Genomic DNA, 20290 nt, shown 5'->3' on the forward strand with positions numbered 1-20290 from the left:
GTATAGATGGCTTCGCTGCGGGCTGATAACCGCGCGGAAATGATGAATTTATTTTATAAAACGTGAGGCTAAGTGATTATCCGGCTTCGCCCGTGCGGCAATAAACAGGCTGGTGCAATTGTGCAACCTCTTTCACTCTGGTGGTGCGTAAAGATAAGAGTTGTTTATTTTTTCAATTAAAATCATTTGGATATAATAGGTTGCTCTTATTTTATAAGCGCTTTCATACTTATTTTTCGCACTGATAAACTGGTATGCATCTTGCCTGTTAAATAACGACTTTTATTTAACAGGGACAATGTGATGCTAAATAACACCGTACTTTTGCGCAAACGTCATCTTGCCGTTGCTGTCAGCGGCGCGCTGGCGCTCTTTGCCTCCCTGCAGTCCAGTGCCTCTACTCTGCGGATCGCCATGACCGCCGCCGATATCCCCCTGACGCTTGGGCAGCCCGATCAAGGATATGAAGGCAACCGCTTCACCGGTATCCCGCTGTACGATGCCCTGGTCGAGTGGGATCTTTCGCAGGGCGAAAAGCCCAGTGGCCTGGTTCCGGGCCTGGCGACGGAGTGGCACGTTGACCCGCAGAATCAAAGTCGCTGGATTTTTACCCTGCGACCCGGCGTGAAGTTTCATGATGGCAGCGAGGTGAACGCCGACGCTATCGTCTGGAACGTCGATAAGGTGCTGAACAAAGCTGCGCCGCAATATGCGCCGGGGCAGATTGGCAACACGCTGTCCCGTATGCCGACGCTGATCGGCGCGGAAAAAATCGATCAATATACGGTCGCGCTGACCACCTCCGAGCCGGATGCACTGCTGCCGTACAACATCACCAACCTGTTTATTGTCTCGCCGACGGCCTGGCAAAAACAGTATGACGCGGTGCCGGCCAGCATCGGCGATGCGGCGGCCCGCAGCAAGCAGGCGTGGACGGCGTTCGCTGCTCAGGCGGTGGGCAGCGGTCCCTTTAAAATGGAAAAACTGGTTCCGCGCCAGCAGCTGATTCTCGATAAAAACCCGGATTACTGGAATAAAGCGCGCATTCCGCGGGTCGATAAAGTGGTGCTGATCCCGCTGCCGGAGGCCAATGCTCGTACCGCCGCGCTGCTGTCAAAACAGGTGGACTGGATTGAAGCCCCGGCGCCGGATTCGGTCGATCAGATTAAAGCCCAGGGGTTTAAAATCTACGCCAACACCCAGCCGCACCTGTGGCCGTGGCAGTTCTCCTTTGCAGAAGGCTCGCCGTGGAAAGATATTCGCGTGCGCAAAGCCGCCAACCTGTGTCTTAACCGCGCCGAACTCAAAAGCTATCTCGGCGGCTACATGACCGAAGCGACCGGTGTCTATGAAGCCGACAGTCCGTGGCACGGCAAACCCACTTTCCAGATCAAATACGACCCGGACAGCGCCCGCAAACTGATGACCGAGGCCGGATTTAGCGCCGCAAAACCGCTGCACGTCACGGTGGCGACTTCCGCTTCCGGCTCCGGGCAGATGCAGCCGCTGCCGATGAATGAATATATCCAGCAGAGCCTGAAAAGCTGCTTCTTCAATGTCGATATCAAAGTGACGGAATGGAACACCCTGTTTACCAACTGGCGTCTGGGGGCAAAAGATCCCTCGGCGAAGGGGATCGATGCGATCAACGTCAGCGCCGCGGTCAACGATCCTTACTTCGGCCTGATCCGCTTCTCGACCGCCAAAGCTTTCCCGCCGGTCGCCACCAACTGGGGCTACTTCTCGACGCCGGAGACGGAAAAGCTGGCGACGGCGGTGAAGCACGCCTTTACCCCTGCGGAGATGGATAAAGCCGCCGGAGAGCTGCACGCGGCGCTGGTGGATCAGGTGCCGTTCCTGTTTGTCGCCCATGACGTCGGGCCGCGCGCCATATCGCCTGCGGTGACCGGGGTGGTCCAGCCACAAAGCTGGTTTATCGATCTCAGCCTGGTGAGTAAGAAAGAGTAACCGCACAGGGGGAACAGATGATCAATACGCTGCTATACCGCATTCTGCTGGCCATTCCGACGATGCTCGGCGTGGCGCTGATCTGTTTTATGCTGGTGCAGATCGCCCCGGGCGACCCGCTGGTCTCGGTGATGCCGCCGGATGCCTCCGAGGCGCTGCGCCAGACATTAATGCAGGCCTATGGCTTTGATAAACCGCTGCCGCTGCAGTTCGTGCACTGGCTATGGCGGGCGCTGCATGGGGATTTAGGCATGTCGGTGGCGACGGGCCGGCCGGTGCTGGGCGAAGTGCTGACGGCGGTCAGCTATTCGCTGCGTCTGGCGCTGCTGGCAACCATTATCGGCTTTGTGCTGGGCAGCCTGTTTGGTTTTGTCGCCGGCTATTTTCGTAACAGCATCGTTGACCGCCTGGCGTCACTGCTGTCGGTTTTCGGCGTCAGCGTGCCGCATTACTGGCTGGGAATGCTGCTGGTCATCGTCTTCAGCGTCAAATTCTCCCTGCTGCCGGCCACCGGCGGCGGACCGATTGGCGAGATTGGCTGGCAGTGGGACCGGGAGCATCTGCAGTTCATGCTGCTGCCGGCGATTACGCTGTCGGTGATCCCGACCGGGATTATCGCCCGCACCGTGCGTTCGCAGGTGGCGGACATTCTTAGTCAGGAGTTTATCGTCGGCCTGCGTGCCCGCGGGCTGAACGAATCGCGCATCTTCCTCCACGTGGTGAAAAACGCCGCGCCGACCGCGCTGGCGGTGATGGGGCTGCAGGTGGGGTATTTGATGGGCGGCTCGATTCTCGTTGAAACGGTCTTCTCCTGGCCGGGGACCGGTCTGCTGCTGAATACGGCGATTTTCCAGCGCGACCTGCCGTTGCTACAGGGAACTATCTGGGTGCTGGCGCTGTTTTTTGTGCTGCTCAATCTGCTGGTGGATATTCTGCAAACCACCCTCGATCCGCGAATTAAGAGGAGCTGACTATGGTGGATACCGCGACGACGAAAATGGCGCCGGTTTCTCCGGTTCTGGCTGCCCGGCAGGGCTACTGGCGCGGCGTGTTTCGCCGCCTGCTGCGCGATCCTGGCGGCCTGATCGTCGGCGCCATCATTTTGCTGCTGCTGGCGCTGGCGCTGTTTGGCCCGTGGCTGATAGTCAAAGACCCTTATCAGACCTCGATGTTTTTACGCCTTAAACCTATCGGCAGCGACGGCTTTGTACTGGGTTCTGATGAACTCGGCCGCGATATGCTGTCGCGCCTGATTCTCGGCGCCCGGCTGTCGCTGTTTATGGGCATTGTTCCGGTGGTGTTCGCCTTTTTCATCGGCGGCGCCATCGGCATTATCGCCGGCTATACGGGGGGGAAAACCAATACCCTGATTATGCGCACCGTCGACGTGTTTTACGCTTTCCCTTCAGTGCTGCTGGCGATTGCGCTCTCCGGCGCGCTGGGGGCGGGGATTGGCAATGCGCTGCTGTCGCTGACGCTGGTGTTCGTGCCGCAGGTGGCGCGGATTGCGGAAAGCGTCACCGCCCAGGTCCGCCATATGGACTATATCGAGGCCGCCCGCGCTACCGGGGCCAGCGCCTTTACCATTATTCGCGTCCAGGTCCTCGGCAACGTGCTGGGGCCGATTTTTGTCTTCTCCACCGGCCTGATTTCGGTGTGCATGATCCTCGCCTCCGGCCTCTCTTTTCTTGGCCTGGGCGTGCGGCCGCCGGAGCCAGAATGGGGATTGATGCTCAACACCTTACGCACGGCCATCTACACCCAGCCGTGGGTGGCGGCCCTGCCGGGACTGATGATTTTTATCACCTCCATTTCGTTCAACATCCTCGCTGACCGCCTGCGCACGGCGATGGCGATTAAGGAGTAACGATGCAACCTTTTATCAATATCGACCTTGGCGGCCCGGCTCAGCCGCTGCTGAAGGTCAATCAGCTGTTGAAGTATTTTCGTGCCGGTGGCGCAAAAAGCCGTGAAGTGGTGCAGGCGGTGGATAACGTCAGCTTTACGGTGATGAAAGGTGAAACGCTGGGCGTGGTAGGGGAGTCCGGCTGCGGCAAATCGACGACGGCGCGCCTGCTGATGCAGCTGCTTAATCAGGACAGCGGCGAGCTTATCTTTGATGGCCTGACGGTGGGCTCCTCGCGCCTGCCGATGAAAGAGTATCGTCGTCAGGTACAGATGGTGTTTCAGGATAGCTATGCTTCGCTCAATCCGCGTATGACGATGGAGGAGAGTATCGCTTTCGGCCAGCGCGTACACGGAGTGAGCGCCAAAGATGCCAGCGAATATGCGCGCTATCTGCTGGCCCACGTTGGCCTCGAACCCGAACGTTTTGCTCACCGCTATCCACATGCGCTCTCCGGCGGCCAGCGTCAGCGCGTCAACATCGCCCGCGCTCTGGCAATGAAGCCGCGGCTGGTGATTCTCGACGAGGCGGTGTCGGCGCTGGATAAATCGGTAGAGGCGCAGGTTCTGCAGCTGTTGCAGGAGCTCAAGCGCACCCTTGAGCTGACCTATGTGTTTATCAGCCACGATCTGCACGTGGTGCGCTGGTTGTCGGATCGCATTCTGGTGATGTATCTCGGCGAGGTGGTGGAAATTGGGCCGGCGGAACAGTTGTTTACCCGCTCTGCTCATCCTTATACCCGCGCATTGCTCAGCTCGATGCCATCGATGGACCCGCAAAACCGCACCCTGACCTCGCCACTGAACGGCGATCCGCCGAGCCCGATATCACCGCCTGCCGGCTGTCGGTTTCATACCCGCTGTCCGCACGCCAGAGCGGTGTGCTCCGAGGTGAAACCGAAGCTCGAAAGCGTCGGCGAGGGGCATCAAAGCGCCTGCCTGATGGCCCAGCCGTCGTCGCCCTGGCATCAGAACATCGCCATTCAGGAGGTGAGTCATGTCGCATGAGGCTTTTGTCCATATTCGCGATCTGCGGGTGGAATTTCGCCGCGATGGCCAGACGGTGAATGCGGTTAACGGCGTCTCTTTTGATGTCCATAAAGGCGAAGTGATGGCGCTGATCGGTGAGTCGGGGTCCGGTAAAAGCGTCACGTTGAGGGCGCTGATGCGCCTGCATCCGCCAACAAGCAGCGTGCTCTCGGGGACGCTACGCGTCGGCGATGAGGAGGTGCTGAAGATGAGCGCTTCCCGGCTGCGGGCCTATCGCGGCGCCCGCTGCGCGATGATTTTCCAGGAGCCGCTGTTGGCGTTTGACCCGGTGTATACCGTCGGTCAGCAGATCGTCGAAGGACTGCGTCGCCATGAAGGGCTATCGCGTCAGGCGGCAAAAGAACGGGCGCTGGAAGCGCTGCGCCAGGTGCGGATCCCCAGCCCGGAACGGCGGCTGGACGCCTATCCGCATGAGATGTCCGGCGGGATGCGTCAGCGGGCGATGATTGCCCTGGCGCTGTCGTGTAATCCCCAGCTGCTGCTGGCGGATGAACCGACGACCGCGCTGGACGCCACGGTGCAGATCCAGATTCTGATCCTGCTGCGCGAACAGCAAAAGCAGCGCGACCTGGCGATTATCTTTGTGACTCATGATATTGGCGCCGCGGTGGAGATAGCCGACCGGGTGGCGGTGATGTACGCCGGGCGGATCGTCGAAGAGGCCTCGATGACGGATATTTTGTCCCGTCCTCGCCATCCCTATACCCAGGTGCTGCTGGGCAGCCGTCCCAAAGACGGCTTGAAAAAAGGCGACGCGCTGCACTGCATTCCCGGTTCGCCGCCGGATCTTTCCCGCTTGCCGCCGGGCTGCGCGTTCGCCGACCGTTGCCCGCATGCGAGAGCCGTTTGTACGCAAACTCAACCCGTGACCGAACAGGTTGGCCAGCGTCATGTGGTGAGTTGTCATCGCTGGCGAGAACTGACGACGGCCGTCGAAAAGCCGGCGCTGTATGCCTGAACGATCGGTCGAATAAAAGAGGTGATACGCATGCAGGATGATAATCACGCATTTATGCCTTACCCGCCGCAGCCGGTACCTCACGCGCTGAGCGGGCCGCTCAGCGGGATGACCTTTGCCGTCAAAGATCTGTTTGATGTTGCGGGCTATCCCACCGGCGGCGGTAACCCGCATTTACTGGCGCTCTCCGGCATTAAACGCCGCACTGCTCCGGTGGTGCAGCGCCTGCTGGATAACGGCGCACGTTTTATCGGTAAAACCCACACCAGCGAGCTGGCCTACTCGATGAGCGGCCACAATGTGCATTACGGGACGCCGCGCAACGGCGCCGCGCCGAACCATATTCCCGGCGGCTCGTCATCCGGGTCGGCGTCGGCGGTGTCGAACGGCGTGTGCGATTTTGCGCTGGGTACCGATACCGGCGGTTCGGTGCGTACCCCGGCAAGCTACTGCGGCTTGTTTGGTCTGCGCCCCACGCACGGGCGCATTTCGCTCGACGGCTGCCAGCCGCTGTGCGCCACGATGGACACCTGCGGTTTCTTCGCCCAAACGCCGGAGGTCTTTCGGGCGGTCGCTGATTGCCTGCTGGACGCGAAGCCTCCGGCAATTGCCGGCGTGGCGCTGGCGTGCCATGACACCCTCTTTTCCCGCCTGCCGTTGCGCAGCCAGCAGGCATTGTTGCCCGTTCGGCAGCGGCTTGAGCGCGCGTTTGGCGCCATCACGCCGCTGAATGCGCCGCTGCCGGACATCGATGAGATCTATCTCGCCTTCCGGCAGATTCAGGGATTCGAGGCCTGGCAGGCGCAGGGGGAGACGATAGAACGCTATGGCCTGCAGTTGGGACCGGATGTGCGTGAACGCTTCTTATGGGGAAAAGCGGTGACGCCGGCGCAGTATGAGGCCGCCTGCCAGCGGCGGGAGCACGTTACCCACTGGTGGGATGCGCTGTTGGGCGACGCGATACTGGTTCTGCCCACCGTGCCCGACGGCGCACCGCTGTTGACGGCGCAGGCTGAGGAGATTGAGACCACCCGGCGTCTTTCCCACGATTTATTGTTGATTTCGGTGATGACCCGGCGCCCGCAGGTGACGCTGCCGGTCGCCCAGGCCGGCGGTCTGCCGCTGGGCATCTCTTTTTTAGGGCCGCGCGGCAGCGATCGTCTGCTGGTGGAGCTGGCCGCTGCCTTCGCGCAAGGAGACAAAAATGAGCAGTGAGGTTCTTTTCACCCCGGTTGCCGAGGCGACGGGTTGGCGTATTAACGGTGAGCGGTTATGGGATTCATTGATGGCGCTGGCGGAAATCGGCGCGACGCCGAAAGGAGGCTGCTGTCGCCTGACGCTCACCGATCTCGACCGACAGGGACGAGATTTAGTCATCGGCTGGGCGCAAGCGGCGGGGATGAGCGTTACCGTTGATAAAATCGGTAACGTGTTTATGCGCCGGGAAGGGCGCAATCCGCTGCTGCCGCCGATTGTCTCCGGCAGCCATATCGATACTCAGCCTACCGGCGGGAAATTTGACGGCAACTACGGGGTGCTGGCGGCGCTGGAGGTCGTGCGTACGCTGAACGACCTCGATATTGAAACCGAAGCGCCGATTGAAGTGGTGTTCTGGACCAATGAAGAAGGTTCGCGTTTTGTGCCGGTGATGATGGGGTCCGGCGTTTTTGCCGGCGTATTCCCGCTGGAAACCATCTATGCCGCGCAGGATGCGCAGGGAAAAACGGTGGGCGAGGAGCTGGCGCGTATCGGCTATATCGGCAGCCAGACTCCCGGCGATCATCCGATCGGCGCCTACTTTGAAGCCCATATCGAGCAGGGACCGATCCTTGAAGATGAAGAGAAAATCATCGGCGTGGTGCAGGGCGTGCTGGGGATCCGCTGGTACGATTGCGTGGTGACGGGGCAGGAGTCACATGCCGGGCCGACGCCGATGCGTCTGCGTCAGGATGCCTTGCAGGTGGCGACGCGGATTATGCAGGAGGTGGTGGCGATTGCCGGGCGGAGCGAAGAGGGGCGCGGCACCGTCGGGATGGTGCAGGTCTATCCCAATAGTCGCAACGTGGTGCCGGGCGAGGTGACGTTCTCTATTGATATGCGCAATCTCAGCGACGCGGCAGTGGATGATATGGACCGCCAGCTGCGCGCCTTTATCGCGCGCGTGCAGCAGGAGAGCGGGCTGACGGTACAGTTGAAAGAGGTCAGCCACTATCCGGCGGCGCCGTTTCATCCCGATTGCCGGCAGGCCATTGCCGAGGCGGCGGCACAGCTTGGCTATCCATCGCGGGAGATTGTCTCCGGTGCCGGGCATGATGCGGTGTATATGAGCTATCTGGCGCCGACGGGAATGATCTTTATTCCCTGCAAAGACGGGATTAGCCATAACGAAATCGAATATGCCTCGCCGGAACACGTTGCTGCCGGCGCAAACGTGCTGCTGCAGGTCATGCTGCAATACGCGCAGGTGGCGTAACCCGGAAGCGGGATTCCCCGGCTGGCGCTACGCTTAGCCGGGCTACGGACTGCAATATACGTAGGTGGCGTAACCGCTGAGACGGCGGTTGCCCGAATAAACACAGGCGCCGCCATACGCGCGATGACAACGACAGTAACCCGGAGTCGGAATTCCCCGGCTGGCGCTACGCTTAGCCGGGCTACGGCGTTGTGCTGCCCCAGACCACGGACCGGTGGGGATGGTAGCCCGGATAAGGCGCAAGCGGCACTACCCGGGGGAGGGCAGGCCATGGAGCCTGCCTATTCCAGCTGCGCCAGCTGGTGGCACAGCACCTCGACGCCGGGCGCAATCGCATCGGGATTGATGGCGTGAAAGCCCATGCGGAAAAAGTTTTCCGGCGGCGTGGCGTTGAGGAAATGGCGCGCGCCGGGTTCAATCAGCACCCCGGCATGGGCGGCACGCCAGGTCAGCTGCTGCGTATTGATCTGTTTCGGTGTCGCCAGCCAGAAAGCATTGGCATGTTCGCTCCCGGGAATAATTCGGCACTCCGGCAGGTAGCGGTGCAGCGCATTATTCAGCCGCTCCCAGCGCTGGGCGGAGTCATAGTGGTAGCGGCGCAGGTGGGTTTCATAGTGCCCCTGGGCGAGAAAATGGGCCATCTGATACTGAATATTGGTGGGCGGGTGGCGGTAAATCAGCCGCCGCAGCGCGCGGGCTTCATCAATCAGGTCCGGGTCGGCCACCATAAATCCCAGCCGCAGGCCGGGAGAGAGCGCCTTCGACAGGCTGCTGACGTAAATCACCCGCCCGCTACGGTCGCTGGCTTTCAGTGCCGGTAGCGGGTTGAGGGTAAAGTTACTTTCCGAGTCGTAATCATCTTCAACGATCACCGCATCGTAGCGGGCCGCATGTTCCAGCAGCTGGTTGCGCCGCGCCTGGCTCATCGCCACCCCCGTCGGCACCTGGTGGCCGGGGGTGACGTAGTAGTAATCGCAGGGAGCATCGTCGAGCACGATCCCTTCTTCGTCCACCGGGTGCGGCACGATGTCGGCGTCCGCCAGCAGGAAGGTATTAATCGCTTCGCGGAAGCAGGGATTCTCCACGCCGACCCGGGTTCTGGACGACATCAGCAGGCGGGTGAGCAGGTAGAGCGCGTTCTGCGAGCCGAGCGTAATCAGGATCTCATCCGCTGCGGCGACGATGCCGCGCTTGGGCAGCACCCGGGTGCGGATCTGCTCAATCAGCATCGGGACGTCCTGGTCGATATGATCGACGACCCAGGCCGGATCGCGCACGCCGCCGTGCAGCCAGTTGGCCGCCGAACGCCAGGTGGTCAGCGGGAACTGGCGGGTATCCGGCTGGCCATAGATAAACGGATAGCGATAGTTCATCCAGCCGGCGGGTTTCAGAATCGACTCCTGCTGGCTGGGGGTGATTTGCAGTCGTGCGCCCCAGCGTGGTGCAGTACGCTCGTCATCCGGTGCACCCTGCACGGCAACCGTCGCGGCGGAATGCTGATAGTCGGGATGCAGATAGTATCCGCTGCGCGGGCGGCTGATGAGATACCCTTCGCTGACCAGACTCTCAAATACCAGCGCCGTGGTATTGCGCGACACCCGCAGCTGGCTGGCCAGCTGACGACAGGATGGCAGCGGCGTGTCGGCGGAAAAGATACCGCTCAGAATGGCGTTAACCAACGTCTCCCGCACCTGTTCCTGTAAACCGCGACGTTGGTCGAACTCGACGTGCAAAAGGTGACGGATCATGCGGGGCTCCTTAGGTGAATACTCTGTCTACCCTGCAGCAAATTCCATACCACCCTGAAAAAGTCTGACACACGGACGCAACGAAACTGGCTCTATCCGGAAAACAAAAACGCTCCCTACAGTAAAAACGCATTCATCAGTCGCGGAACGGAACTTCCGTCGGCACAAGTTTTGCAAAACCTTTTCATGTTCGGGAATGAACACGTCTGGCGAATTAATTAGGGGTGGATTGATGAACAAATCGTTGGCTTCAATGTGTCTGGGCGCCGTTATGGCACTGGCTTTCTCTTATCACGCAGCGGCAGCAGATCTCCCGGAAATTGAAAAATCCGGCACCCTGAAAGTCGCGACCGAAGATGATTACGCGCCGTTTAACTTTATGAGTAACGGCCAGGCCGATGGCTTTAACAAAGATATGCTGGAGGAGCTACGCAAGTATGCGAAATTCCACGTCGACCAGAGCATCCTGCCGTGGACCGGCCTGTTAGCGGCGGTCTCCACCGGCCAGTACGATATGGCGTTAACCGGCGCGGTGATCACCGATGACCGTCTGAAGGTCTTTGACTTCACGCCGCCATGGGCTTCGGCGCAGCACTACTTCGTAAAACGCGCCGGGGATAATTCACTCGATACCATCGCCGACCTGAGCGGCAAAAAAGTGGGCGTCCAGGCGGGCAGCGCGCTGCTGGCGCGACTGCCTGAGCTGAAAGCGATGCTGGAAAAAACCGGCGGCAAGCTCGGGCCGGTGGTGGAGTATCCCTCTTACCCGGAAGCCTACGCCGACCTTGCCAATAAGCGCCTCGATTACGTGATTAACGTGGTGATTTCAGTCAACGACCTGGCGAAAGCCAAACCGAAGGTCTTTGCCAAAGGGCTGGCGGTGTCCGGTCCGGGCTATATGGCGTGGCCGATTCCGAAAAACTCCCCGCAGCTTTTGGCTTACATGACCAAGTTTATCAACCATATGCGTGAAACCGGCAAGCTTGCGGAGCTGCAGAAAAAATGGTTTGGCGAAACCTACGATAACCTCCCGACGGAAGCGATTACCAGCCCGGAACAGTTCCATAAACTGGCTGGTTTGTAACAGTTTGCGGCGGGTCACCGCCGCGTTTTTAATCCACAGGAGGGCCATATGGATGCAATTTCCTGGCAGTTATTGATTGAAGGCGCATGGACGACCCTCTGGATTTCGGCTATCGCTATCGCCTTTGGGGTGGTGATTGGCCTGCTGATCGCGCTGGTGAGGATGCTGCGTCTCCCGATTGTCGACCAGCTGCTGGTGGTCTATATCAGCCTGGCGCGCGCCACGCCGCTGGTGACGCTGGTGCTGTTTCTGTTTCTCTCGCTGCCCACGGTGGGAATTAATCTTGATAAAAACGTGGCGGCAATCGTGGCGCTGACCCTCAACACCTCGGCTTTTAACGCCGAAATCTGGCGCAATGCGTTTCGCACCTTCCCGCGCGAGCAGCGCGAGGCGGCAGAATCCGTGGGGATGCGCCGCTGGACCTATTTTCGCTACATCATGCTGCCGCAAATGTGGATCGAAAGCCTGCCGGCGCTGGTGAACGAAATGTCTTTCCTGATTAAAGGCAGCCCGGCGATTGCGGTGATCGGCGTGGTCGATTTGACCCGCGTGACCAACCGTATCTCATCCGTCACCTATGAGCCCCTGTCGCCGATTCTCGCGGCGGGTCTGCTTTATGTCGTGATCATCGGCATGCTGCTGAAGCTGCAGGGACTGGCGGAACGTAAAGCAAAACGCCTGGCACGATAACAACAGGAGGATCTATGAGTCAGTGGGCCATTATCTGGTCAGCGCGCGACAGCTTTATTGCCGGCCTGATTGCCACTCTTGAGCTATTCATTGTGGCCGCCGTTGTGGGGTTAGCCATTGGCATTGTGCTGTGCTATTTGACCGAATATCAAAAGCGCTGGCTTAACCGCGTGATTATCGGTTTTGTTAGCCTGATGCGTGCAATTCCGTTCTTAATCCTCGCCTATCTGCTCTATTACGGCCTGCCGGAAGTGGGGATCAGTATGGACGCCTGGAGCGCAGGTCTGGTAGCGCTGATGATTTACCACGGCGCCTATTTCTTTGAAATCCTGCGCAGCCAGCGCCGGGTCTTCTCCGCCGGATATATCGAGGCCGCGGTGGCGCAGGGTTTTTCTCGCTACCAGATATACCGGCGGATTATTTTGCCGAATATCGTCTCATCGGCGCTGCCGCTGCTCGGCAACCAGCTGATTATTTGCCTGAAGGATACCGCTTTTCTCAGCATTATCACCGTTCAGGAAATTACCGCCGCGGCCAACAGCGTGCAGGCGACCTGGTTCATCCCGTTTAACGCTTTTATCGTCGCGATTGCACTCTACTGGGCGATCAGCATTTTGCTGGAGTTGCTGATTAAGCGACTGAGCGCCCTCGGAGCTAAAAGAGGAATGAGTCATGCCTGATACCACCGCAGTAAGCATTAAAAACGTCTCTAAACAGTTTGATAATATTGAAGTTCTGCGAGACATCAATCTGACCGTCGAAAAGGGGTCGGTGGTCAGTATCCTGGGGTCGTCAGGTTCCGGTAAATCGACGCTGCTGCGCTGCATGAACTGGCTGGAACAGCCGGACCGCGGGGAGATTCATATCGGCGGCCAGCGGCTGGGGATTGATGAACAGAACGGCAAAGCCATGTCCCACCGCCAGCTGTCGAAGATTCGTGAGCGGGTGGGGATGGTGTTCCAGAGTTTTAACCTGTGGCCGCACCTGACCGTGCAGCAGAATGTCAGCGAAGCGCTGCTCCACGTCAAAGGGATGAAGCGCGATGCAGCCTCTGCAATAGCCATACAGCAGCTGGAAAAGGTCGGGATGGCGCACAAGGCCGACGCCTGGCCGATTACCCTCTCCGGCGGGCAGAAGCAGCGGGTGGCGATAGCCCGTTCGCTGGCGATGTCGCCGGAGGTGATTCTGTTTGATGAGCCGACGTCGGCGCTGGATCCCGAGCTGGTCAACGAAGTGTTGGGGGTGATGAAGGCGCTGGCGGCGGAGGGCTACACCATGGTGGTGGTGACTCATGAGATGGACTTTGCCCGCCAGGTATCGGATGAAGTGGTGTTTCTCGAAAAAGGGTTGTTGATTGAGAAAGCGCCGCCGGAGAAATTTTTCACCAACCCCGACTCTGAACGCGTACGCCAGTTTCTGCAGAGCCGCCGCTAATAAGAGGGGGCCCGCTCGCCTGCGGCCGCTCTCCCCGGTGGCGCTGCGCTTACCGGGGCTACGGGGTCGTGCGATCGGATAGACCGCATAAGGCGCTGGTGCCGCTAGCCGGGAAAATCCCCGCTGGCGCTGCACTTACCGGGGCTACGGGGTCGTGCGGTCAGGTAGCCCGCATAAGGCGCTGGTGCCGCTAGCCGGGAAAATCCCCGCTGGCGCTGCGCTTACCGGGGCTACGGGGGCATGCGGTCAGGTAGCCCGCATAAGGCGCTGGCGCTGCTAGCCGGGAAAATCCCCGGTGGCGCTGCGCTTACCGGGGCTACGGGGTCGTGCGGTCGGGTAGCCCGCATAACGCGCTGGCGCCGCTAGCCGGGAAAATCCTCGCTGGCGCTGCGCTTACCGGGGCTACGGGGGCATGCGATCGGGTAGCCCGCATAAGGCGCTGGCGCCGCTAGCCGGGAAAATCCCCGCTGGCGCTGCGCTTACCGGGGCTACGGGGTCGTGCGGTCGGGTAGCCCGCATAAGGCGCTGGCGCCGCTAGCCGGGAAAATCCCCCACTGGTGCTGCGACCCGGGGAGATGTTCCGGCAGCAAGGTACATGGTTCCGTTCGTCATCAATCGGCAAAACAGGTTTGTGGCACATCAACGGAAACAGGGGGAGTCCTCTTTACAATCCCCGCTTGCGCGCAAAGAAATCGGCCGCCCGGCGCTCAGCCTGCGGTCGGCATCAACTCGATGCTACTGGTCCCGTCCCTGGCGTCCAGCCCCTGCTTTCCGACCTCCGTTTCGCCGATTTCAGCGGATACCAGAGCATCGCGTAAGTCTTGTTATTGCCGAATGACTACAGCTGCCGTCAGCGCTTTTCCCTGGCTGCAGACGGCTGGAAACAGGTAGCCCCGGTAAGCGCAGCGCCACCGGGGAGGGGGAGATAAATTGCGTTGGTCTACAATCAATCCCGGTCAATCGCGAACGGCTGCCAGGCCTGGCGCACCGGCATCACTTCTACGCGGTTGATATTCATATGATCCGGCAGGGTGGCGATGTAGAACATCTGCCCGGCGATATCCTGCGCGCTCAGAGGAGTGGTGCCGCGATACAGATTATCGGATGCCGCCTGGTCGCCTTTAGTGCGCACGAGAGTGAATTCGGTCTCGGCAATGCCCGGCGCCAGATCGGTCACCCGCACCCCGGTACCGAGTAGATCGCAGCGCAGGTTGTAGCTGAACTGCTTCACAAACGCTTTGCTGGCACCGTAGACGTGGCTGCCCGGATAGGGCCACTGACCGGCAATGGAACCGACATTGATGATACTGGCGCCGGCGCCGTGCTGAATGAGCGTCGGCAGCAGCGCGTGGGTGACGTTAACCAGACCGGTAACGTTGGTGTCGATCATCGTTTTCCAGTCCTGCAGGTCCACCTTCTGCGCCGGCTGCGGCGCCAGCGCCAGCCCGGCGTTGTTAATCAGCGTTTTGATATCGGCAAAGGCGGCAGGCAGCTCTGCCACCGCGGCGGCAACGGCCTCGCTGTCACGCACGTCCAGCTCGATAATATGTACCGGCACCAGCAGGCTCAGCCGGTCATACAATTTTTGCAGGCGCGCCAGACGACGCCCGCTCAGCACCAGCGACCAGCCCGCCTCGGCAAACACCTGTGCCGCTGCCTCCCCAAAACCGGAGGTGGCCCCGGTAATAAACACTACGTTGTTGGTGGTCATTTCACTCTCCTGTGCGCATTGTTGCCCTCACTATAAAAACGCCGTGCACGACCACACAGGGCCAGTTGTCAGGTGGCGTTGTGACACGGTGTCACAACTTTTTCGACCGACTGGCTCTATCCCTTTTTCCGCCGGGCGACCAATGATGGGGGGAACAACAATGACATCAGAGGGCAGGGTATGAAGCTGGCAATACAGAACGATGTAACGGTAAGCAACGATGACGTTCGCCAACTGGATCGCGCTTATGTTTTCCATTCGTGGTCGGTACAGGGCAACATCAACCCGCTGGTGATTGCCGGGGCCAGGGGCTGTGAACTGTGGGATTATGAAGGCAAAACCTACCTTGATTTCAGCAGTCAGCTGGTTAACGTCAATATCGGCTATCAGCACCCGCGCGTGCTGGCGGCGATGAAAGCGCAGCTGGAGGAGCTGGTGACGATTGCGCCGGCGACCGCCAACCTCGCCCGCGGCGAAGCGGCGAAACGCATCGTCGAGCTGGCGCCGGAAGGCTTCAGCAAAGTGTTCTTTACCAATGCCGGAGCCGACGCCAACGAGAATGCCATTCGCATGGCGCGGCTGTACACCGGACGCGACAAGGTGCTGTCGGCCTATCGTTCATACCACGGCAATACCGGCAGCGCGATTGCCGCCACCGGCGACTGGCGCCGCGTGCCGAATGAGTACTCCCGCGGCCACGTGCACTTTTTCAACCCCTACCTCTATCGCAGCGAATTTAATGCGGTGACGGAAGAGGAGGAGTGTCTGCGCGCGCTGGCGCATCTACGCAGAATCATTGAGTGTGAAGGCCCTGGCGCGATTGCCGCCATTCTGCTGGAGTCGATTCCCGGTACCGCGGGTATTCTGGTGCCGCCTGACGGCTATATGCAGGGCGTACGGGCGCTGGCCGATGAGTTTGGTATTGTGCTGATCCTCGATGAGGTGATGGCCGGGTTTGGCCGTACCGGCAGCTGGTTTGCCTTCGAGCAAGATGGCGTGGTGCCGGATCTGGTGACCTTTGCCAAAGGGGTTAACGCCGGGTATGTGCCTGCGGGCGGGGTGCTGATTAGCGATCCGATTGCCCGTTATTTTGACGACCATTTCTTTGCCGGTGGCCTGACCTACTCCGGCCATCCGCTGGCGATGGCGGCGATTGTGGCGACGATCGATGCCATGAAAGAGGAAAACATCGTCGAAAACGCGGCGCAGATGGGGAATCACGTCCTGCGTCCGGGGCTGGAGGCGCTGGCGGAAAAACATGCGATTATCGGTCATGTCCGCGGCCGTGGCCTGTTCCAGGCGCTGGAACTGGTCAGCGACCGCGAAGCTAAAACGCCGTTAACCGCGGCGGATATGGCGGCGATTAAGGGGGCGTTAACCGAAGCGGGTCTGCTGGCCTTTGTGGTGGAAAACCGCATTCACGTGGTGCCGCCATGCACCATCAGCGCTGAGCAGATTGCGAAAGGGCTGGCGATTTTTGACAGCGTATTCGCCCGCTTCGCCACTCTGGCGAAATAAACCAACCTTATTCCCGGCTGGCGGCGCCAGCGTCTTATGCGGGCTACCTGACCGCACGACCCCGTAGCCCCGGTAAGCACAGCGCCAGCGGGGATTTTCCCGGCTGGCGGCGCCAGCGCCTTATGCGGGCTACCCGACCGCACGACCCCGTAGCCCCGGTAAGCGCAGCGCCAGCGGGGATTTTCCCGGCTAGCGGCGCCAGCGCCTTATGCGGGCTACCTGACCGCACGACCCCGTAGCCCCGGTAAGCGCAGCGCCACCGGGGATTTTCCCGGTTGGCTGGCTATCACGCCATCCGGTGTTCGCCCTGTATCAGCGCCTCGCGATTGAAGAAGCGCTGAATTACCCCCTCGGCCATAAACGCCGCCCGATCCGACATATGCGCAATCACATCGGCATCATGACTGACCAGCAGATAGGTCATACCGTGCTCCTGTTTCAATCGGTTCAACAGATTGAGAATTTCCGCCTGCACCGACATATCCAGCGCCGAGGTGGGCTCATCTAACAGCAGGAGCTGCGGGCGCAGCAGCAGCGCGCGCGCGATTGCCACCCGCTGACGCTGGCCGCCGGAAAGCTGATGCGGATAACGACGCGCGGCGTCGGCGGGGAGCCCCACCTGTTCCAGCGCGGTGTCGACCCGCTGCCGGATGGCGTCGAGACCGTGGATTTTCAGCGGTTCGGCAAGGGTACGCCACAGCGTATGGTTGGGGTGCAGAGAGGCATAAGGATCCTGAAACACCATCTGCACGTTGCGGCGCAGCTCGCCCTGAAAACGAACTCCGGGAGCTATCGCTGTGCCAAACAGCTGAACGCCGCCGCGCCACTCGCGCTGTAGCCCGGCGAGAACCCGCAAAATCGTCGATTTTCCGCAGCCGGAGGCGCCGATCAGACTGAAAGTTTCCCCGGCCTCAACGCTGAAGCTGGCGGCGGAAACCGCCGTTTTTTCCGCAAAAATGACCTGTAATGCATCGAGATTAACGACTGCCATGCGCCGCCTCCGTAAAGTCCTGGGTTCTGTCGAGAGTGGGCAGCATCTGGCCGTAGGTGCTCGCATCGGGACGACAGGTCCACAGCGTACGGGTGTAGGGATGCATGGCCTGAGGCAGCTCGCGGGCGGGCATTTCATCGACCTGCGCGCCCTGATACATCACCAGCACCCGGTGGCAATGCTCCGCCACCAGCGGCAGATCGTGGCTAATCAGCAGCATCGCCATTTGCCGCTGCTCGCACTGTTCCACCAGCAGTTCGAGGATCTGATTGCGCAGGCGGGAATCGAGCGCCGAGGTCGGCTCGTCGGCAATCAGCACCTTCGGGTTGTTCAACAGCGCAATGGCGATCATCACCCGTTGCCCCATCCCGCCGGAGAGTTCGCCGGGGTAGCGGCTGAGTACGGGTAAATCGAGACCGACGGCAGCAACGGCGGCTTTCACCGCCTCCAGTCGCGCGCGGCGGCTCAGGCGCTGATGCAGCGTTAATGCCTCTTCCAGCTGTGCCTGAATGTTCTGTACCGGATTCAGCGCATAGCGCGGATCCTGCAGCACCATGGCGATATCGTTGCCGCGCAGCGCGCGCCAGCGGCGTTCGTTGAGGGTCAGAAGATCGTGGCCCAGCACGTTCAGCGTTTCTGCGCTGACCACGCCCGGACGACGCACCAGCCCCATCAGCGCGCGGGCGGTCATCGATTTGCCGGAACCGGATTCGCCCACCAGCGCCAGCCGCTCGTTGCCGAGCGTAAAGTTGACGTTATTCACCACCCGGGCAGAGGGGTAGTCGATGCACAGCCCTTGAACGGTGAGTCGGGTATCAGTCATGTTGCGGCTCCAGAACATCGCGCAGGCCGTCGCCCAGCAGGTTAAAGGCAAGGCTGGCTATCAGGATCACCGCTCCGGGCGCGGCGGCAATCCACCACTGATCGAAAATGACCTGCATTCCGTCGGCGATCATCGCGCCCCATTCCGCCATCGGCGGACGTGCGCCGAGGCCAAGGAAGCCCAGTCCGGCGGCGGCGAGAATAATGCCGGCCAAATCCAGCGCCAGGCGCACGATGGCGGAAGGCAGGCACAGCGGCAAAATATGGCCTATCAGCAGCCGCCAGCCGCGAATGCCCATCATCTCCGCCGCGGCCAGATAATCGCTATGACGCAGACGCTGAATTTCGCTCCGCGCCTGGCGAGCGTAGGCGGGCCAGGTGGTGAGCGCCAGCGCCAGCGCACCGTTGACCAGCCCAGGCCCCAGCATGGCGACAAAGGCAAAGGCGAGGATCAGGCGCGGCATTGACATCACCACGTCAGTAAACCGCATCAGAATACGCTCCAGCCAGCCGCCGTAATAGCCGGAAAGAATCCCCACCAGCAGGCCGGCGGGGAGCGTAATCAGAGTGACTAACGCCACCAGCCCCAGCGCCGGGCGCGCGCCGTAAATCAGGCGGGAGAGCAGGTCACGGCCATAGCTGTCGGTGCCGAGCCAGTGCCGGGCATCGGGGCTTTGCAGGCGAGCCGCCGCATCCTGCCAGTTGGGATCGAGCGGCGCCAGCCACGGCGCGAACAGCGCCACCAGCAGGAGCAGCGCGATAACGATCAGCCCGCAAAAGGCGGCGGGGGAGCGACGCAGACGACGCAAAAACAGATAAGCCGGCATCAGCGCACCCTCGGGTCGGTCAACCGCACCAGCAGGTCGGTGAGGTTATTAATGAAAACAAAGCTGGCGCCAATCAGCAACGTACCGCCCATGATCGCCGTGGTATCCCCGGCAAATAGCGCGGTAGTCAGATAGCGGCCAATTCCCGGCCACGAGAAGACGGTTTCCGTCAACACCGCGCCTTCCAGCATCGAGGTCCAGGCCAGGGCGATGACCGTCAGCAGAGTGCCGCGAATGTTGGGGAGCACATGATGCAGCAGAATCGTCATTTCGCTGGCGCCTTTGGCGCGCGCCAGCAGGATGTACTCTTTGTTCATCTCGCTGAGGCAGGCGGAGCGGGTCAGGCGGGTGATGCTGGCCAGCGAATAGTATCCCAGCAGCAGCACAGGCAGCAGCAGATGGCCGATGGCGTTTTTGAAGGCCTCTTTATCGCCGGAGAGCCAGGTATCAATCAGCACGAAGCCGGTTCGCGGTTCGACGGTATATTGATAGATATCGTCCAGTCGCCCGGGGCCCGGCGTCCACTGCAATTTGGCATAGAACAGCGCCAGCATCAGCAGCCCGAGCCAGAAGATGGGAACCGAGTTGCCGATCAAGGTCAAGGTGCGTACCGCCAGATCCCACGGGGAACCGGCGTAGCGGGCGCACAGCACGCCGGCAATCACCCCGAACAGCGCCCCGACGATCAGCGCCAGGGTGGCCAGTTCGAGGGTGGCGGGAAAGGTAGCGAGCAGGTCGTGCAGCACCGGCTGGCCGGTGGAGCTGGCCGTGCCGAGGTCGCCGTGGGCAAGGTTAACCAGATAGTGCCAGAACTGCACCGGCAGCGGGCGATCGAGTCCGAGCTGGTGGCGAACCTGATCGTAGGTCGACTGGCTGGCATGATCGCCGACGATTTGTAGCACCCGATCGACAGGTGAAAACGCGGAGAGCGCGAACGTGACGAGCAAGAGCCCGAAGAGCGTGAGTAGCAGGGTAAGCAGCCCCTGAAGCACGCGCGTGGAAAGATGTGGCATGGGAAGTCTCTTCATGCCGGGGGGCGGCTTCGCCTGACCCGGCCTACAAAAAACGAGAACCCGTGCCGGGTAAGCGTAACGCCACCCGGCAACAAGGG

General features: G+C 60.6%; 18 protein-coding genes. 12 read left to right on the plus strand and 6 right to left on the minus strand.

Translation table 11 applies throughout. The features are described from left to right. The first annotated feature begins 303 nt into the window (after nucleotides 1–303). Genes MC50_RS15250 through MC50_RS15280 form a run of 7 tightly spaced genes read left to right on the plus strand, consistent with a single transcriptional unit; the run spans nucleotide 304 to nucleotide 8354 of the window. Nucleotides 304–1968, plus strand: a complete 1665-nt coding sequence (locus tag MC50_RS15250) for an ABC transporter substrate-binding protein (RefSeq protein WP_032696449.1) — start codon at nucleotides 304–306, stop codon at nucleotides 1966–1968. Nucleotides 1969–1985: 17 nt separating this feature from the next. Beyond that, complete coding sequence (locus tag MC50_RS15255) at nucleotides 1986–2939, plus strand: ABC transporter permease (RefSeq protein ID WP_004859222.1); 954 nt, start codon at nucleotides 1986–1988, stop codon at nucleotides 2937–2939. A gap of 2 nt (nucleotides 2940–2941) precedes the next feature. Beyond that, the gene (locus MC50_RS15260; RefSeq protein WP_032689017.1) at nucleotides 2942–3835 is read left to right on the plus strand and encodes an ABC transporter permease; all 894 of its coding nucleotides are present in this window, start codon (nucleotides 2942–2944) and stop codon (nucleotides 3833–3835) included. Between the two features lie 2 nt (nucleotides 3836–3837). Continuing rightward, entirely contained in the window at nucleotides 3838–4881 is a 1044-nt protein-coding gene (locus MC50_RS15265; protein WP_032689015.1) for an ABC transporter ATP-binding protein, read from the plus strand. After that, nucleotides 4871–5881, plus strand: coding sequence for an ABC transporter ATP-binding protein (locus tag MC50_RS15270; protein WP_032689013.1), 1011 nt, complete (start codon nucleotides 4871–4873; stop codon nucleotides 5879–5881). The genes MC50_RS15265 and MC50_RS15270 overlap by 11 nt, the downstream gene beginning before the upstream one ends. A 30-nt stretch (nucleotides 5882–5911) precedes the next feature. After that, a complete protein-coding gene (locus tag MC50_RS15275; RefSeq protein ID WP_032696448.1) occupies nucleotides 5912–7096 on the plus strand; it encodes an amidase in 1185 nt (394 codons plus the stop codon). Next, nucleotides 7086–8354 (plus strand): Zn-dependent hydrolase, encoded by a 1269-nt coding sequence (locus MC50_RS15280; protein WP_047664319.1) that lies wholly within the window; start codon nucleotides 7086–7088, stop codon nucleotides 8352–8354. The genes MC50_RS15275 and MC50_RS15280 overlap by 11 nt, the downstream gene beginning before the upstream one ends. Before the next feature lie 281 nt (nucleotides 8355–8635). Here the strand turns inward: MC50_RS15280 and pdxR are convergent, their stop codons facing one another. After that, nucleotides 8636–10102, minus strand: a complete 1467-nt coding sequence (gene pdxR, locus MC50_RS15285) for a MocR-like pyridoxine biosynthesis transcription factor PdxR (protein WP_047664322.1) — start codon at nucleotides 10100–10102, stop codon at nucleotides 8636–8638. Between the two features lie 232 nt (nucleotides 10103–10334). Here pdxR and MC50_RS15290 point away from each other — a divergent pair, with 232 nt between their 5' ends. Genes MC50_RS15290 through MC50_RS15305 form a run of 4 tightly spaced genes read left to right on the plus strand, consistent with a single transcriptional unit; the run spans nucleotide 10335 to nucleotide 13310 of the window. Further along, entirely contained in the window at nucleotides 10335–11186 is an 852-nt protein-coding gene (locus tag MC50_RS15290) for a transporter substrate-binding domain-containing protein (RefSeq protein WP_032689009.1), read from the plus strand. Between the two features lie 48 nt (nucleotides 11187–11234). Continuing rightward, on the plus strand, nucleotides 11235–11876 hold the full coding sequence (locus MC50_RS15295) for an amino acid ABC transporter permease (RefSeq protein WP_032689008.1): 642 nt from the start codon (nucleotides 11235–11237) through the stop codon (nucleotides 11874–11876). 14 nt (nucleotides 11877–11890) lie between these two features. After that, a complete protein-coding gene (locus MC50_RS15300) occupies nucleotides 11891–12556 on the plus strand; it encodes an amino acid ABC transporter permease (RefSeq protein ID WP_047664323.1) in 666 nt (221 codons plus the stop codon). Next, entirely contained in the window at nucleotides 12549–13310 is a 762-nt protein-coding gene (locus tag MC50_RS15305; protein WP_032689006.1) for an amino acid ABC transporter ATP-binding protein, read from the plus strand. Before MC50_RS15300 ends, MC50_RS15305 begins: the two co-directional genes overlap by 8 nt. A gap of 946 nt (nucleotides 13311–14256) precedes the next feature. Here MC50_RS15305 and MC50_RS15310 read toward each other — a convergent pair. Continuing rightward, nucleotides 14257–15021, minus strand: coding sequence for an SDR family NAD(P)-dependent oxidoreductase (locus MC50_RS15310; protein WP_004859254.1), 765 nt, complete (start codon nucleotides 15019–15021; stop codon nucleotides 14257–14259). A gap of 180 nt (nucleotides 15022–15201) precedes the next feature. On the opposite strand from MC50_RS15310, the gene MC50_RS15315 reads away from it, so the two are divergent. Then, nucleotides 15202–16539 (plus strand): aspartate aminotransferase family protein, encoded by a 1338-nt coding sequence (locus tag MC50_RS15315; RefSeq protein WP_032689004.1) that lies wholly within the window; start codon nucleotides 15202–15204, stop codon nucleotides 16537–16539. Nucleotides 16540–16825: 286 nt separating this feature from the next. On the opposite strand, the gene MC50_RS15320 is transcribed toward MC50_RS15315, so the two are convergent. The 4 genes from MC50_RS15320 to MC50_RS15335 are packed head-to-tail and all read right to left on the minus strand — an operon-like array spanning nucleotide 16826 to nucleotide 20192. Next, on the minus strand, nucleotides 16826–17530 hold the full coding sequence (locus tag MC50_RS15320; RefSeq protein WP_047664326.1) for an ABC transporter ATP-binding protein: 705 nt from the start codon (nucleotides 17528–17530) through the stop codon (nucleotides 16826–16828). Next, complete coding sequence (locus MC50_RS15325; protein WP_047664328.1) at nucleotides 17517–18353, minus strand: ABC transporter ATP-binding protein; 837 nt, start codon at nucleotides 18351–18353, stop codon at nucleotides 17517–17519. The genes MC50_RS15320 and MC50_RS15325 overlap by 14 nt, the downstream gene beginning before the upstream one ends. Further along, nucleotides 18346–19179, minus strand: coding sequence for an ABC transporter permease (locus MC50_RS15330; protein ID WP_032688988.1), 834 nt, complete (start codon nucleotides 19177–19179; stop codon nucleotides 18346–18348). Before MC50_RS15330 ends, MC50_RS15325 begins: the two co-directional genes overlap by 8 nt. Then, nucleotides 19179–20192, minus strand: a complete 1014-nt coding sequence (locus MC50_RS15335; RefSeq protein ID WP_102990857.1) for an ABC transporter permease — start codon at nucleotides 20190–20192, stop codon at nucleotides 19179–19181. Before MC50_RS15335 ends, MC50_RS15330 begins: the two co-directional genes overlap by 1 nt. Between the last annotated feature and the right edge of the window lie 98 nt (nucleotides 20193–20290).

The sequence above is a fragment of the Klebsiella planticola genome (genome assembly GCF_000783935.2).
GTDB classification, from domain to species: domain Bacteria; phylum Pseudomonadota; class Gammaproteobacteria; order Enterobacterales; family Enterobacteriaceae; genus Klebsiella; species Klebsiella planticola.